10 protein-coding genes are annotated in these 15,824 nt (G+C 60.7%); 7 read left to right on the top strand and 3 right to left on the bottom strand.

Annotated features, from left to right (window positions below; genetic code table 11):
- Positions 1 to 86: 86 nt before the first annotated feature.
- The 6 genes from dgcB to AC1RMX_RS00595 all read left to right on the top strand — a co-directional run bounded on the left by dgcB (position 87) and on the right by AC1RMX_RS00595 (position 11,759).
- Entirely contained in the window at positions 87 to 2,036 is a 1,950-nt protein-coding gene (dgcB, locus tag AC1RMX_RS00620; RefSeq protein ID WP_493070056.1) for a dimethylglycine demethylation protein DgcB, read from the top strand.
- Positions 2,036 to 3,256 (top strand): electron transfer flavoprotein subunit alpha, encoded by a 1,221-nt coding sequence (gene etfA, locus AC1RMX_RS00615; RefSeq protein WP_493070054.1) that lies wholly within the window; start codon positions 2,036 to 2,038, stop codon positions 3,254 to 3,256. Before dgcB ends, etfA begins: the two co-directional genes overlap by 1 nt.
- Before the next feature lie 9 nt (positions 3,257 to 3,265).
- Positions 3,266 to 4,036: an electron transfer flavoprotein subunit beta gene (gene etfB / locus AC1RMX_RS00610; RefSeq protein WP_096817768.1), complete on the top strand. Its 771-nt coding sequence runs from the start codon at positions 3,266 to 3,268 to the stop codon at positions 4,034 to 4,036.
- Positions 4,037 to 5,027: 991 nt separating this feature from the next.
- Positions 5,028 to 8,480, top strand: coding sequence for a GMC family oxidoreductase N-terminal domain-containing protein (locus AC1RMX_RS00605; RefSeq protein WP_493070052.1), 3,453 nt, complete (start codon positions 5,028 to 5,030; stop codon positions 8,478 to 8,480).
- 140 nt (positions 8,481 to 8,620) lie between these two features.
- Positions 8,621 to 10,489, top strand: coding sequence for a c-type cytochrome (locus tag AC1RMX_RS00600; protein ID WP_493070050.1), 1,869 nt, complete (start codon positions 8,621 to 8,623; stop codon positions 10,487 to 10,489).
- A gap of 25 nt (positions 10,490 to 10,514) precedes the next feature.
- A complete protein-coding gene (locus tag AC1RMX_RS00595) occupies positions 10,515 to 11,759 on the top strand; it encodes a metallophosphoesterase family protein (protein WP_493070048.1) in 1,245 nt (414 codons plus the stop codon).
- 49 nt (positions 11,760 to 11,808) lie between these two features.
- Here the strand turns inward: AC1RMX_RS00595 and gbca are convergent, their stop codons facing one another.
- Complete coding sequence (gene gbca / locus AC1RMX_RS00590; RefSeq protein ID WP_096817776.1) at positions 11,809 to 13,101, bottom strand: glycine betaine monooxygenase oxygenase subunit; 1,293 nt, start codon at positions 13,099 to 13,101, stop codon at positions 11,809 to 11,811.
- A 281-nt stretch (positions 13,102 to 13,382) separates the two neighbouring features.
- On the opposite strand from gbca, the gene gbcB reads away from it, so the two are divergent.
- Complete coding sequence (gene gbcB / locus AC1RMX_RS00585) at positions 13,383 to 14,483, top strand: glycine betaine monooxygenase reductase subunit (RefSeq protein ID WP_096817778.1); 1,101 nt, start codon at positions 13,383 to 13,385, stop codon at positions 14,481 to 14,483.
- 94 nt (positions 14,484 to 14,577) lie between these two features.
- Here gbcB and AC1RMX_RS00580 read toward each other — a convergent pair whose 3' ends face one another.
- Entirely contained in the window at positions 14,578 to 14,937 is a 360-nt protein-coding gene (locus tag AC1RMX_RS00580) for a hypothetical protein (protein WP_493070046.1), read from the bottom strand.
- 370 nt (positions 14,938 to 15,307) lie between these two features.
- A complete protein-coding gene (locus AC1RMX_RS00575; protein ID WP_096817783.1) occupies positions 15,308 to 15,793 on the bottom strand; it encodes an Hcp family type VI secretion system effector in 486 nt (161 codons plus the stop codon).
- Positions 15,794 to 15,824: the final 31 nt, after the last annotated feature.

The following is a 15,824-nucleotide window of genomic DNA, read 5'->3' as shown; positions in this document are numbered from 1 at the left end:
ACTGACCCAGCGCTTCGCGAGCAAGCTCGCTTCCACGGGAACACGCTGAACGTGTTTCTCCAGGCTGTACTGGTGGGAGCTTCACCATGTTGAACACCCTTCTTCCAATCCTGTTGTTCGCAGCCCTGGCCCTTGCGGTGCTGGGTGCGTTGCGGCGGGTGGCCATGTGGCGCCGGGGCCGGGCCTCGAAGGTCGATCTGATCGGCGGCCTGTTTGCCATGCCCAAGCGTTACATGGTCGATCTGCACCACGTGGTGGCGCGGGACAAATACATCGCCAACACCCACGTCGCCACGGCGGGCGGTGCGGTGGCGTCGATCGTGCTGGCGATTCTGGTGCACGGTTTCGGCCTGCATAACCGCATTCTTGGCTACGCGTTACTGCTGATGACGACGGTGATGTTCGTCGGGGCGATCTTCGTTTATCGGCGTCGGCTCAACCCGCCGTCGCGGCTGTCGAAAGGCCCGTGGATGCGCCTGCCGAAAAGCCTGCTGGCGTTCTCGGCGTCGTTCTTCCTGGTGACCTTGCCGGTGGCCGGGATCCTGCCGGAGAACTTCGGTGGCTGGGTGCTCGCAGCGATTCTCGGGCTCGGCGTGTTGTGGGGCGTGTCGGAACTGTTCTTCGGCATGACCTGGGGCGGCCCGATGAAACACGCCTTCGCCGGTGCGCTGCACCTGGCCTGGCACCGTCGCGCCGAACGTTTTGGCGGCGGCCGTTCCACCGGTTTGAAACCGCTGGACCTGAATGATCCGACCGCACCGCTGGGTGTGGAAAAGCCCAAGGACTTCACCTGGAACCAGTTGCTCGGTTTCGACGCCTGCGTGCAGTGCGGCAAGTGCGAAGCGGCGTGCCCGGCATTCGCCGCCGGCCAGCCGCTGAATCCGAAAAAGCTGATTCAGGACATGGTCGTCGGCCTCGCCGGCGGCATCGATGCCAAGTTCGCCGGCAGCCCTTATCCGGGTAAACCGGTCGGCGAACACAGCGGCAATCCGCATCAACCGATCGTCAACGGCCTGGTCGATGCCGAAACCCTGTGGTCGTGCACCACATGCCGCGCCTGCGTCGAGGAATGCCCGATGATGATCGAGCACGTCGATGCCATCGTCGACATGCGTCGTCACCTGACCCTGGAAAAAGGCGCGACCCCGAACAAGGGCGCCGAAGTCCTGGAAAACCTGATCGCCACCGACAACCCGGGCGGTTTCGCCCCGGGCGGACGGATGAACTGGGCGGCTGACCTGAACCTCAACCTGCTCAGCGAAAAGCAGTCCACCGACGTGCTGTTCTGGGTCGGCGACGGCGCCTTCGACATGCGCAACCAGCGCACCTTGCGCGCCTTCGTCAAAGTGCTGAAAGCGGCCAAGGTCGACTTCGCGGTGCTGGGTCTTGAAGAGCGCGACAGCGGCGACGTTGCCCGACGTCTTGGTGATGAAGCAACCTTCCAGTTGCTCGCCAAACGCAATATCCAGACCCTGGCCAAGTACAGCTTCAACCGCATCGTCACCTGCGATCCGCACAGCTTCCATGTGCTGAAAAACGAGTACGGCGCGTTCGATGGCAATTACCTCGTGCAGCACCACAGCACTTATCTGGCGGAAATCATCCAGGCCGGCGCGCTGAACCTCGGTCAGCACAAAGGCAACAGCGTGACTTACCACGATCCGTGCTACCTCGGCCGCTACAACGGCGAGTACGAGGCGCCGCGCGAAGTGCTGCGTGCGCTCGGCATCGAGATCAAGGAGATGCAACGTTCCGGCTTCCGTTCGCGCTGCTGCGGCGGTGGTGGCGGGGCGCCGATCACTGACATTCCGGGCAAGCAGCGGATCCCCGACATGCGCATGGAAGACATCCGCGAGACCGGCGCCGAGCTGGTGGCGGTGGGTTGTCCACAGTGCACGGCGATGCTCGAAGGCGTGGTCGAACCGCGTCCGCTGATCAAGGACATCGCCGAACTGGTGGCCGACGCGCTGCTCGAAGACGCCGCGCCGAACAAGCCTGCCACCCCGGCCAAACGTGAACCTGCGGAGGCCCACTGATGAGCGACATTATCCGCCGCGACCCCCGCGCCGAATGGATCGCACGCAACCGTCTGCATCCGCTGCACGCGGCCATGCAACCGGCGCAACACAGCTGGATGGGGCCCAACGGGATCATCCGCAAGAACCTGCACGGCATCGGCTTTATCGGGCCGAACGGCATCAAGCGCATCGACCGCAGCGGCGCCCAGCAGGGCGGGGCGGTCAAACGCTCGGCAGCGGTCGAAGTGCAATTGCCGCTGCATCAGGTGCCGGCCCCGGCGTTCTACATCAGCGTGGTGCCCGACATGGTCGGTGGCCGCCTGAGCAGCCACGACCGTGATTTGCTCGGCCTGGCTCATCAACTGGCCGGCAGCGACGGCGCCGTGTTGGCCGTGGTCTTCGGCGAGCACAAGGAAAACGCTTTTGCCACGGCAGGCGTCGATCGCTTGCTGGTGCTGGAAGGCGAAGAATTCAGCGGTTATGCACCGGAACAACGGATCCAGGGCCTGCGCGCTGTGGATAACCAGTTCAACCCGCGTCACTGGCTGCTGCCGGACAGCCGCAGCGGTGGCGGCGAACTGGGTCGGCGCTTTGCCGCTGCACTGGGCGAACGCCCGGCCACACGGGTGTGGCAGGTCAAGGATCAGGAATGCATCGGCCGCGCCGGTGCCGGGTTGCAGGATCTCGCTCGTCCGGTGGCGCGGTTGATTCTGGCGTCCGCCGAATGCGCCGAACCGGTCAGCGAAACCCGTCACGAAGCGCTGCCGGTGGAGTTATCCACATCGGTCGCGCGCAGCCTGTCGCGGATCGAGGATCTGGGCGCGGTGGCGGTGGATCCGTCGGCGATCCCGATGGCCGAAGCCGAGTTCATCTTCTCTGGCGGCAACGGCGTCAAGGACTGGGAGCTTTTCCACAGGACCGCCGCCGCTCTCGGTGCCACCGAAGGCGCCTCGCGGGTGGCGGTGGACGATGGTTTCATGACCCGTGACCGTCAGGTCGGTGCGTCCGGCACCTGGGTCACGGCGCGGGTTTACGTGGCCGTGGGGATTTCCGGGGCGATCCAGCACCTGCAAGGCATCGGTGCCTGCGACAAGGTGGTGGCGATCAACCTCGATCCGGGCTGCGACATGATCAAGCGTGCCGACCTGTCGGTGATCGGCGAAAGCGCGGAAATTCTTCAGGCCTTGATCGCGGCGGTAGAGGCCTACCGCAACGAAGCCAAGCGCGATGCGGCTTAAGGAACGGTTATGAGCACAAAGATCATCAGTCTGGTTTCAATCGGTGCCCACCCGACCTCGGGCCGCCCGCGCCGCGCCGAACAGGACGCCCGCGCGGTGGAGCTTGGTCTGCAACTGGCTGGGGATAACCTGCAAGTGCTGCATGCCGGAGACATTGGCGAACCTGCGCTGCGCGCCTATCTGGGCATGGGCCTTACACAGATGCATGTGCTGGAACAACCGGCCGGCGCCGACGCGCTGCCGGCGTTGACCGACTATCTGCGTGATGCCGGCGCCCAGGTCGTACTGACCGGCAGCCAGGCGGAAACCGGCGAAGGTTCGGGGATGCTGCCGTTCCTGCTGGCCGAAGGCCTGGGCTGGCCGCTGGTGGTGGGGCTGGCACAGGTCGAATCGATCAACGACGGCTCGGCGCTGGTGCTGCAGGCGTTGCCCCGTGGGCAGCGGCGCCGGTTGAAAGTGCGCCTGCCGTTTCTCGCGACTGTGGATAACGCCGCGCCCAAGCCTCGGCAGAGTGCTTACGGCCCGGCGCGGCGTGGGGTTCTCCAGGCAAAAGACGTGGAAGTGGTGGACGACGAATTGCTTGCGGTGTCGACCCTGCAACCGGCCAAGCCACGGCCGAAACGGTTGAAGGTGATCAAGGCCAAGAGCGGGGCGGACCGGATGAAGGCGGCGACGGCCAAGGCCAGTGGGGGTGGGGGGCAAGTACTTAAGGGCGTGACGGCCGAGGCAGGTGCCGAAGCTATTCTCAAACTGCTGATCGAAGAAGGTGTTGTCCGCTAGAGTCCTGCATTTGACCCTCTTCCTTTGGAAGAGGGTTTTTACCCACAATCCCTGTTGGCGGATCTGTGGATAACGTGTTCGCCCATCCCTGAACCCCACGCCAACCAAGCCCTCCAGCCTTAAGATCAAAAAACAACCAGCCTAACTCGCGGTTTTTTCGAGCTTTTTCCTCAGGATCACTCCCCAAGTTGCCCCCAATCTCTGTTGGCGCTTCTGTGGATAAGATGTTCGCTATCCGCTGTAAGCCATATAAAACGTGGCTTGCGAAGAGTTGATCGAAAAACGATCAATTCAGCCTTTTGACTCGCAAGACCTCGCGTAAACCTCGATTTATCAAGGCCTCCAGCGCTTTTCCACAGATCCCGCCAAGTTACCCCCGAAGTCTGTTGGCGCTTCTGTGGATAAGGTGTTCGCCATCCTTTGCAAGCCACGCAATCCGTGCCTTGCAGACTTGTGATCAAAAAACACTCAATCGTTGCTGAAAACCCTGCTTCTGGATAAGTCACGGTTTTTCTTCACAAAACCGTCGATATTTTTCCGGGTCATCCACAGTTGTCCCCATTTGCTGTGGGTGGCTATGTGGATAACTTGTTCGCCAAACCCTGCGAGCCCCGCCGGCTATAGTCCAAACGGTAATTGATCAGATTTCATACAGTTCTAAAGCGCTGCCTTGACTTCATTCCGGCCGCTGTCTTCACTCCAATGGCACAAGGACCGCCGTCACTTATCCACATCTGGTTCAGGGAGAACGCGTGATGGATACCCAGCCACATCGCTCACCCCTCAATCCCCGCATGCTCCGCGCCTTACCGGCCCCGCTGCCGCGCAAGCGCACCTTGCGTCGTGCCGCCAATCAGCACGCCCGTCTCTAGCGAGTCGATATTGCCCACATCGCTGTACTGCCGCCGAAACCGGAGGCCAGGTGCCCGTTCGCCCATTGATTGCAGGCAACCGCAGAGTTGCCCCATCTGCCTGAGAGAGGAACCACCTCATGACACGGATCGCAATGCCCATCAGCGACATCAAGGAACACTACGACGTGATCGTCATCGGCTCCGGGTATGGCGGCGGCATTGCCGCTTCGCGGTTGTCCCGGGCCGGCAAAAAGGTGTGTCTGCTGGAACGCGGTCGGGAAATCCAGCCCGGCGAATACCCCAACACCATGATCGCTGCGACCGAAGAATTGCAGGTGAATGACCCGGACGGCCACATCGGCTCGCGCACCGGGTTGTTCGATCTGCACGTCAACGCGCAGCAGAACGTAGTGGTCGGCTGTGGCCTGGGTGGCACGTCGCTGATCAATGCCAACGTCTCGCTGGAGCCCGAGCCCGGCGTCTTTGACGACCCGCGCTGGCCGCAGGAGGTGCGCGAACACCGCGACACCCTGCTCAAGGACGGTTATGCCCGCGCCCGGGAAATGCTCAAACCCAATCCTTACCCGAATACCGCGCCGAATTTGCCCAAGCTCGACGCCAACAAAAAATCCGCGGATTTCCTCAAGCAAGGCGCGCACTTCTACAAGCCGCCGATCAACGTGACCTTCGACAAACTGCCGAACAACCTCAACCACGTCGGCGTCGAGCAACTGCCGTGCAACCACTGCGGCGACTGCGTTTCGGGCTGTAACAACAAGGCCAAGAACACCACGCTGATGAACTACCTGCCGGACGCCTGCAATCACGGCGCGGAGATCATCTGCCAGGCCCAGGTGCGGCATCTGGAGCGCGATGGCGATGGCTGGATCGTGCACTTCCAGTATCTGGACAGTGGTCGCGAGAAGTTCGACGCGCCGACGCTGTTCGTGAAGGCCGACATCGTCGTGGTGTCCGCCGGCACCCTCGGTTCCACCGAGATTCTGCTGCGCTCGCGGGACAAGGGCCTGGCGATGTCCGGGCAGCTCGGCGAGAACATGAGCGGCAACGGTGACATCCTCGGCTTCGGCCACAACTGCGAACAGACCATCAACGGCATCGGTTTCGGCACGCACCCGGCCAAGGAAATGAAACCGGTCGGCCCGTGCATCACCTCGATCATCGACATGCGCACCGAAGGCGACTGGCGCAGCCGCATGGTCATCGAGGAAGGTTCGATCCCCGGCGCGCTTGGCCGGCCGATGGTGCCGGCGATGGCCGGGTTTGCCGAGCTGATCGGCAAGCCCACCGACGACAGTTTCAGCGGCAAAGTGAAGTACAAGGAGCGCGAGGCCGAAAGCTTCCTGCGCGGCCCGTACTACGGCGCGCTGCACAACATGCAGACGTACCTGATCATGAGCCACGACAGTGGCCAGGGCCGCATGGTCCTCGATAACAAGGATCAGTTGCGCATTGACTGGCCGGGCGTTGGCGAACAGGAAAACTTCAAGATCGGCAACGAACGCCTGCACCAGAGCACCCAGGCGTTGGGCGGGATCTGGGTGGAGAATCCTATCTGGACCAAGTTGCTCAAACACAGCATCGTCTCGGTGCATCCGCTGGGCGGTTGCGTGATGGGCAAGGACGCCGGGCAAGGCGTGGTCAATCACAAGGGGCAGGTGTTCAGCGGCGCCAGTGGCACCGATGTCTACGCCAACCTGTACGTGACCGACGGCGCGGTGATTCCAACGTCACTGGCGGTCAACCCGCTGCTGACGATCTCCGCCGTCAGCGAGCGCAACATGGGCCTGCTGGCCGCCGATCGTGGCTGGAAGATCGACTACACGCTGCCATCGGCGCCGCGTAAACAGACTGCGCCACCGACCCTTGGCGTGCAGTTCACCGAAACAATGAAAGGCTATTTCTCCCGGGCCTTCACTGCTGCGCAAAGCACCGACCTCAAGGTCTACGAAGCGGCCGCCAAGCGCGGCGAGGCGGATAATTCGCCGATCGACTTCACCCTGACCATCACCGCCAACGATCTCAACCGGATGATCAAGGAACCGGAACACGCCGCGACCATCGTCGGTACGGTGATCGCCCCGGCGCTGTCGCCGGAGCCGCTGACCGCCAGCAACGGCGTGTTCAACCTGTTCGAGCAATTCGAGCAGCAGGTCGACACGCGCCACATGAAATACGACATGAAACTGACCGCCGAGGACGGCAGCGACTATTTCTTCAGTGCGTTCAAGACCGTGCCGGAAGACAACGGCGTGCTGAATATCTGGCATGACACCAGCACCCTTTACGTGACGCTCTACCGTGGACCGGACAAGTCGGGCGAGGTGATCGGTTCGGGTGTGATGCACATCCATCCGGCCGATTTCGCCAAGCAGATGACCACCATGAAAGTCCTCAATGCGCGCAACGAGCGCGAGCGCATCGAAGGGCTGGCGCGGTTCGGCAAGTTCTTCGCCGGGATTCTCTGGGAGAGTTACGGCGGGGTGTTCGCCGGTGACAAATACTTCAATCCCGACGCACCGCCACGCTTGAAACGACCGCTGGATGCGCCGACGCCGGCTGTGCATTTCTTCCCCACCGAGGATGGCGTGGAACTGCGCCTGAGCCGCTATCAGGCCGGCAGCAAAGGCCCGGTGATGCTGGTGCATGGCTTGGGTGTGGGCTCGAATATCTTTTCCACCGACACCATCCAGACCAACCTGCTGGAGTTTCTGTGCAAGCACGACTACGACGTGTGGCTGCTGGATTTCCGGGTGAGCATCCTGCTGCCGGCCAGCAAGAAGGAATGGAACGGCGATCAGATCGCCCAGTACGACTTCAAGGCCGCCATCGGGCAGATCCAGCAGCAGACCGGCACGAAGGACGTGCAATGCGTGGTGCATTGCTACGGCGCGACGACGTTCTTCATGTCGTTGCTCGCCGGTTTGCAGGGCGTGCGTTCGGTGGTCTGCTCACAGATTGCCGCCGACACGGTGGTCGCGACCGCAACGGGCTTGAAGGCTGGTCTGCACCTGCCGGGCATGCTCGATGCGATTGGCGTGAAGTCGATGACGGCCTACGCCGACAGCAAGGAGAACTGGTTCAACAAGCTCTACGACAAGGCCCTCAACGGCTACGCGCGGATTGAAGCACAGGGTTATTGCACCAACCCGGTGTGCCACCGCATCACCTTCATGTACGCCTCGCTGTACCGCCACGACACCCTCAACGAGACGCTGCATGACAACCTGCACGAACTGTTCGGCGAGTCGAACATCGAGACCTTCGAGCACCTGGCACTGATCGTGCGCAAAGGACATCTGGTGGATTTCAAGGGCAACGATGTGTACATGCCGCACTTCGACCGGTTGACCATGCCGATCTGCTTCATCAGCGGCGCGGAAAACCAGTGCTATTTGCCGGAGAGCACGCTCAAGACCTATCAGAAGGTTTGCGAGAAGCATGGGCCGGAGCGTTATAGCCGGCATGTGGTGCCGGGTTATGGCCATATCGATTGCATGTTCGGCAAGAACGCGGTGGTCGATGTGTATCCGATCATCCTTGAACACCTGGAGAAAACGGCCCTCGGCTGACTTGAAACCGAGTCGGCTGCAATCGCGAGCAGGCTCGCTCCCATCAAGGCGCACCGCCATCAAGTGTGGGAGTCGGCTTGCCAGCGATGGCGGGGTATCAGGCGCTACACCTCTCCAGTCTGCACAAGGAAATGGATGACATGGACAGCTACATCCGCTGGTTTCAACGTTTCATCTGGCTCGGCATTGCGATGAACATGGTGTTCGCGATCCCGGCGCTGTTCGCGCCGGGGTTGCTGACATCGGTGGTTGGCCTGCCGCCGCAACTCTCCGACCCGTGGCTGGAAAACGCCGGGATGCTGCTGGTGGGCATCAGCGTGTTCTACATGCCGTCGGGCTTCAACGCGCCGCGCTATGTGGTGCATTCCTGGTTGTGTGTGCTGACGCGGCTGATCGCCGTGGCGTTCTGGATCTACCTGATCAACACCAGCAGCCAGGGCTCGGTGTTCGTGCCGATGCTGATGGGTGACCTGAGCTTTTTCCTGATCCTCGGCATCCTGCTGTACCTCGGCACCACCCCGGAAAACCGCCCCCTTGCCCTGCTCTGTGACGGCTGGCGCGAATGGCGGGCGGCGTGGGCGCGGCATTGGCAGAGCCACGCGTTCAAGGTCGGCACGCTGGTCGTGGTCGCGTTGCTGGGGTTCATCGGCTACGAGACCTGGTATCAGATGCTGCGCGTGGTGCCGGAGCAGGAATATGCCTCCGACGAAGATCACTACAAATACGCGGCCATCGGCCTGGGCATCGAAGCGCGGATCCCGTATTACCTGTTCTCCGTACTGCCGCAGATGTGCCCGGAAAAAATGCCGAAACCCGGTGGTTGGGAAGTCTTCGGTTTCCTGTTCGAGAACGGCAAGGACCTGCCGATCGGCATGGCCAAGCGGCAGATCGGCTACCCGACCGTCGAGCCGAACTGTGCGCTGTGCCACACCGGCTCCTACCGGGCGAATGCCAGTGATGTCGCGGTCAATGTGCCGAGCGCACCGGCCAACACCCTGCAACTGCAAGCCTTCCAGTGGTTCGCCTACGATTGCGCCAGCGACCCGAAATTCACCACCGACGCGGTGATGGCGGCGATCAACAGCAAGTTCCAGCTCGGCTTTTTCGAGCGCATCTACAACCGTTACCTGATCATTCCGATGGCCAAGACCGCGCTGCTCAAACAGAAGCAGGCCTATGCCTGGCAGAAGCTGCGGCCGCCACAGGGGCCGGGGCGTACCGACACCTTCAACCCGACGAAAATGGTGGTGTTCGGCTTCCCGGATGACTCGACCATAGGCACCGTGGACCTGCCGCAAGTGTGGAACCAGAAACCCCGAGAATCGATGTACCTGCACTGGGACGGCAATAACAACAAGATCCACGAGCGCAACTACGCCGCTGCGATGGCGGTGGGTGCGACGCCAGAGTCGGTGCTGCCACCGAGTTTCAATCGCGTGACCAACTGGCTGCTCGGGCACAAGGCGCCGGCGTGGCCGTGGGCACTGGATCAGGCCAAGGTCGCCCAAGGCAAACCGATCTGGGAAACCAATTGCGCCGGTTGCCACGACTTCGGTCGTGTCGACACCGGGCAGGTCACCACCAACATCGACCAGCTCGGCACCGATCCGCATCGGCTGGACTCGTTCACTGTCGGGCTGGTGGCGGCGTTCCACACCTTCAAGAAACCGCCGTTCGATTTCGGCGCGTACCGCAAGACCCAGAGCTACAGCAACACGCCCACCGACGGCATCTGGCTGCGCGCGCCGTACCTGCACAACGGTTCGGTGCCGACCCTGTGGGATTTGCTGCAACCGCCGGAAAAACGTCCGCAGGTGTTCGTCACCGGCTCCGATGTCTACGACCCGGTCAACGTCGGCTTCGTGACCAGCGGCGCGCAGGCCAAAGCCTCGGCGGACTTCAAGTACGACACGCGCCTGGAGGGCAATCACAACACCGGTCACCTGTATGGCACGACGCTGTCGGACGACGACAAGCGCGCGCTGATCGAATTCATGAAAACCCTGTGAACCCCTACGGATAGAGGATTACGTCATGTCGGCAGTCGGTCATCTGAAGCATGAATACGACAAGGTCAAACTGCGTCTGCACGGCCTGTTTACCCGGGTGGAAATGGCCTGGATGAAGCTCATCAGCGAACTGGAACCCGAGGAGTTCCAGGCCATCATCAAATTGCTCCAGCGCGGTCACGATCAGGCGCAGTACGTGCTCAAGCACGGCGAGTTGCCGGACGACGTGCCGGCCGTGCCGTGGGAGTTGTCCCACGGTCTGTCGATCCTGCGCATCGGCAACGCGACGCCGTTGCCGCAATCACCCGATCAACTACAGACCACGGCGCTCAAGGACGGCACGCTGCTGGGGTGTCGCAAGTGGGAGCTGCTGGACCTGCTGTGGAGCGAGGCGCTGCTCAAATGGATCGAAAACCTGCGCCATCACGCGACCTTCGGCACCGATCCTGCGCTGGTGACAATGGAGCGCGAAGTGACGCTGGCGATTGCCGGCGACTGGGGCACCGGGCCGTTCAACAGTCATGCGCCAGCGGTGTCGGTGGCCAACCAGATGCAACTGGCCAACGCCGACTTCACCATTCACCTGGGGGATGTCTATTACGCCGGTACCCATTCCCAGGAAGACACCGACATGGCCGGCTGGCCGATGGGCACCCACGGTTCGTTCACCCTCAATTCCAACCACGAGATGTACAGCGGCGCCCACGGTTACTTCAAGGAACTGGCCACGCGTTTTCCGGGGCAGCAGGGCACCAGCTACTTTGCCCTGATCAACGACGACTGGCTGATTGTCGGGCTGGACACGGCGTACGCCTCGGATGTCATGAACCTGTACATGGACGGCACCCTGAACAAGCCGCAGATCGAGTGGATGAAAAGTCTGCCGAAACGCAAAAAGCTCATGGTGCTCAGTCACCATCAAGGCTTCGACATCACCGGGCACAACAAGACCGCGCTGTATCAACCGGTGTGCGATGCACTGGGGCGCGAGCCGGATTACTGGTATTGGGGGCACCTGCACAACGGTATCGTCTACGCGACCCAGGGCGGGTTGCATGCGCGCTGCGCCGGGCACGGGGCGATTCCCTACGGCACCACCAGTGAACTGAACGGGCATTCGGGGGTGCTGTTTTCGGAGACGCAGGATGCGAAGGATCCGGACTATCCACTGCGGGTGTTGAACGGGTACGCAAGAATCAGGCTGGTGGGGGAGGATATTTTCGAGGAGTTTATTGGCGAGGATGGATCTGTGAGGTGGTCATCGAAGTGATCCGTTTGATCGTTCCCGCGCAGGACGCGGGAACGATCAATGACGCGAATCAACCCTGAACCGGAACACCTTTGAGATACGGCGCTGGCTCGGCTCCGAGGTTGCTCAGCAACCGCTCGCTGTACCAGTCGACGAAGTTGACCACACCGAACTCATAGGTCTTGGAGTAAGGCCCAGGCTGGTACGCGGTGGAGTTGATCCCGCGCTGGTTTTCTTCGGCCAGACGACGGTCCTGATCGTTGGTCGCGTCCCACACCTGGCGCATGCGCTCGACGTCGTAATCCACGCCTTCGACGGCATCCTTGTGCACCAGCCATTTGGTGGTGACCATGGTTTCCTGGGCGCTGATCGGCCACACGGTGAAGACGATGATGTGGTCGCCCATGCAGTGGTTCCACGAGTGCGGCAGGTGCAGGATGCGCATCGAGCCCAAGTCCGGGTTCTTGATCCGGCCCATCAGCTTGGCGCAGCCCTGTTTACCGTCCAGGGTCATCGATACGGTGCCTTTAAGCAGCGGCATGCGCACGATGCGGTTGCGCAGGCCGAAGCTGGCGTGGGCGTAAGGGATCTTCTCGGCTTCCCAGGCAGCAGCGGAATCGGCGACGTGGTCCTTGAACGCCTGATCGGCGCGCGGGTCGGTGACGTCGTCCCACTCCAGCAGGGTTTTCAGCAGTTCCGGGTGCGATGCGTTGCAGTGATAGCACTCGCGGTTGTTTTCCAGCACCAGTTTCCAGTTGGCCTTTTCCATCAAGGTGGTGGTAATCGCCACCTTGGTGTTCTCCATGTCGTACGGTTCCATGTAGTGGTTCAGCGTCGACAGGAAGTCATCGATGGCCGGCGGGTTCTCTGCCAGGCTGATGAAGATGTAGCCGCCGGCGGTCTTCACGTTCACCGGTTTGAGGCCGTACTGGTTCATGTCGAAGTCGGCGCCCATCTCGGTGCCGGCGAACAGCAGGCGGCCGTCCAGCTCATACGTCCACTGGTGGTAGTGGCAGACCAGTTTGGCGACCTTGCCCTTGTCGCTGGTGCACAGGCGTGAGCCACGGTGGCGGCAGACGTTGTGGAACGCGTGCACCACGCCTTCGGCGCCGCGGATCACGATGATCGGGTTCTTGCCGATCTGCAGCGTCAGGTAGTTGCCCTTGGCCGGGATCTCGCAGGTCATGCCGGCGATCAACCACTCTTTCTGGAAGATCTCCTGCATGTCGATATCGAACAGGCGCTCGTCACTGTAGAACGGTTGCGGCAGCGAGAAGGTGCGCTCGCGCTCTTGCAGCATTTGTGCGGTGGCCTTGCGTGCGGGTTCCAGCGGGTCGCCCAGGCTGATTTTTGCGGTGTCCATCGATGTAATCCTCAAGGCCATCTGCGTGGCCGCGAAAGTGGCTGATCAGGGTTGCAGCGCAAGGTGTAAAGAATCTGTTTGTGTTGGGGCGAGTGTGGGGCCGCCGCAGGCGAGAACCTTATCCATGGGCGACATGGTGCAATCTGTTCCCGACGCGCAACCCCCGGTGGTTGGGGGCTGGTCGCGATAAGTATGTCAATGTCGCGGATAGGTAAACGGGCCGTCTGCGCTATACGCAGAATCGCCACATGAAGGCCGACAGTCGGCCGTGGAGAACAAGCATGTCCAACAGCTTCCTGAATCCGGTCACCACTCAGACCTGGGCCAATGGCCGACACATTGTCCGTTGCGTCAAAGTCATCCAGGAAACCTGGGATGTGCGCACCTTCTGCTTCATGGCCGACCAGCCGATCCTGTTCTTCTTCAAGCCCGGGCAGTTCGTTACCCTGGAGCTGGAAATCGACGGCCAGCCGATCATGCGTTCGTACACCATTTCCAGCTCGCCGTCGGTGCCGTACAGCTTTTCGGTGACCATCAAGCGCGTACCGGGGGGCAAGGTGTCCAACTGGCTGCACGACACGCTGCATGAAGGCCAGGAACTGGCGGTGCACGGGCCGGTCGGGTTGTTCAACGCCATCGATTTTCCGAGCCCTAAAGTGCTGTACCTCAGCGGCGGTGTCGGCATCACGCCGTGCATGTCCATGGCGCGCTGGTTCTACGACACCAACGGCAACGTCGACATGACGTTCATCCACAGCGCCCGCTCACCGAAAGACATCATTTACCACCGCGAGCTGGAACACATGGCGTCGCGAATCGACAACTTCAGCCTGCACCTGATCTGCGAGAAACACGGGCTGGGCGAGCCGTGGGCCGGCTATCGCGGCTACCTCAACCACAAGATGCTGGAACTGATGGTGCCGGACTTCCTCGAGCGCGAAGTCTTCTGCTGTGGCCCGACGCCGTACATGACGGCGGTCAAGCGCCTGCTGGAAAACGCCGGCTACGACATGAAGCGCTATCACGAAGAATCCTTCGGCGCCACGCCACCGGAAGCCCGCGCGGATGCGGTGGAACAGGCCGAACAGGCAGCGGAAGCGCCGGAAGTGCCGGCGGCGGATCTGCATCTGGTGGAGTTCACCTCTTCGGACAAGAGCATTCGCGTGGCACCGGGTGAGACTGTGCATGCGGCGGCTGCCAAGGTTGGGCTGATGATCCCGAAAGCCTGCGGGATGGGGATCTGCGGGACGTGCAAGGTGCTCAAGCTGGGTGGCGAGGTGGAGATGGATCACAACGGCGGGATCACCGAAGACGACGAGGCGGAGGGGTACATTCTTTCTTGCTGCAGTGTGCCGAAGGGGGATGTGCGGATCGAGTATTGAATTCAGTTTGCAGGCTTGGGGGCGATCTCCCATAGGGGAGATCGTATGAAGTCATTTGTTGCTGTTTTTAAATAACTTCGAATGCGGCGAGAAGTCAAAAGAATAAAAAAGTGAATCCGGAAATTCTCTGACATTTATATAGTGTAAGCAGCGTGCGTTTGAAGTCTGGCGGAAAATTTTTAATATCTTTTGCGCTCAGCTTCCCTTGATAAATGTAGATTTCGGGACGCTTCAGGAAACTAAAAATTTCCCCCATCATGTAGATGCGCCCCCGCATGCCTCCACGCCATAGCATCATAAGGCCTCCAGCGATCGAGCTGTTTTGAAGGCTGTTCATTATTAGTTCTATTTTTGTTTTTGCGATATACAACGAGATGCAGTTGATTGTTATGAGTGCGGCGAAGTTTATGATGTTTAGAATGATGAATGCATCTCTTGCAGTTTCAAAGTTCATTGGGTTTTCTCGTAAATCAACTCTCCGGCGATCTCGCCGCCTTTTTCGCCCATATAGCCGACCGTAAAAAATCCAGCTCCCGCAACCACTATCCCGCACAGTGCCCCACCGACTCCCGCACTGGATACCCCGAGTGCTACGCAGATTGTCGTGGCAGTACTCGCACCCAAGGCAGAGCCGGCAACTCCACCCAGGAAACTCCCCGCCTCGGTATATTTCACTTTTTCGCATGCCTTGGCACTCTGGTTCGTACAAACTTCTTGAACCTTAATTGCCGACGCCCCACCGCCTAAGGCTGTACCAATCCATCCTCCATATTTCACGTATTGCGATGCTTTGGTGACGGCCTGAAGGTCATGTGGTCGAGGGTTCAATCCTGGCTGCCCCACGAGGTATAGCCGGTGGTGCCCGCAATGTGGTGTACCCAACTGATGCCGCGGTAACGAATGGCCAATTGTTCTTGGGGTTGGGCGTCGTTTTGCAGAATGACGTGGGGCATCTCCTGCGAGAGTTCGGCGAGAACGGCCCCATCGAGGGCGATCGAATAAAACTTTTCCTGCTGACCTTGAGGCGAGGTTCGATAAAGGCTGATTGTGCATTCGAGTTCTTCGTTGTTCGAATGCGCCTGAGCCAGCAATGGGGAAGATTTGTCGACCGCTTTGGTGATGATGACCGGCTGGTGGACGGCTTTGCCGAGATTGTTGTCGCGGCGCATTTCATGGCTCAAGGCGAACACCATGATTTCATCGGTATGGGCTTTCTGGTATTTGTTGCCGACCGATTCCGGGGTCGAACATCCCGCTGAAATAAGGCCTTGAGTCTTGCCGGTGATGGTCATGTAGGCAGGGTTCGCCATAGTCAGCACTCCTCGAAAAAGGAGCAGGCAG

This window comes from Pseudomonas sp. GW822-FHT03F04 (assembly GCF_058801405.1).
Note: the sequence above shows the minus strand (reverse complement) of the source record. Positions and strands in the feature narration are given on the sequence as shown.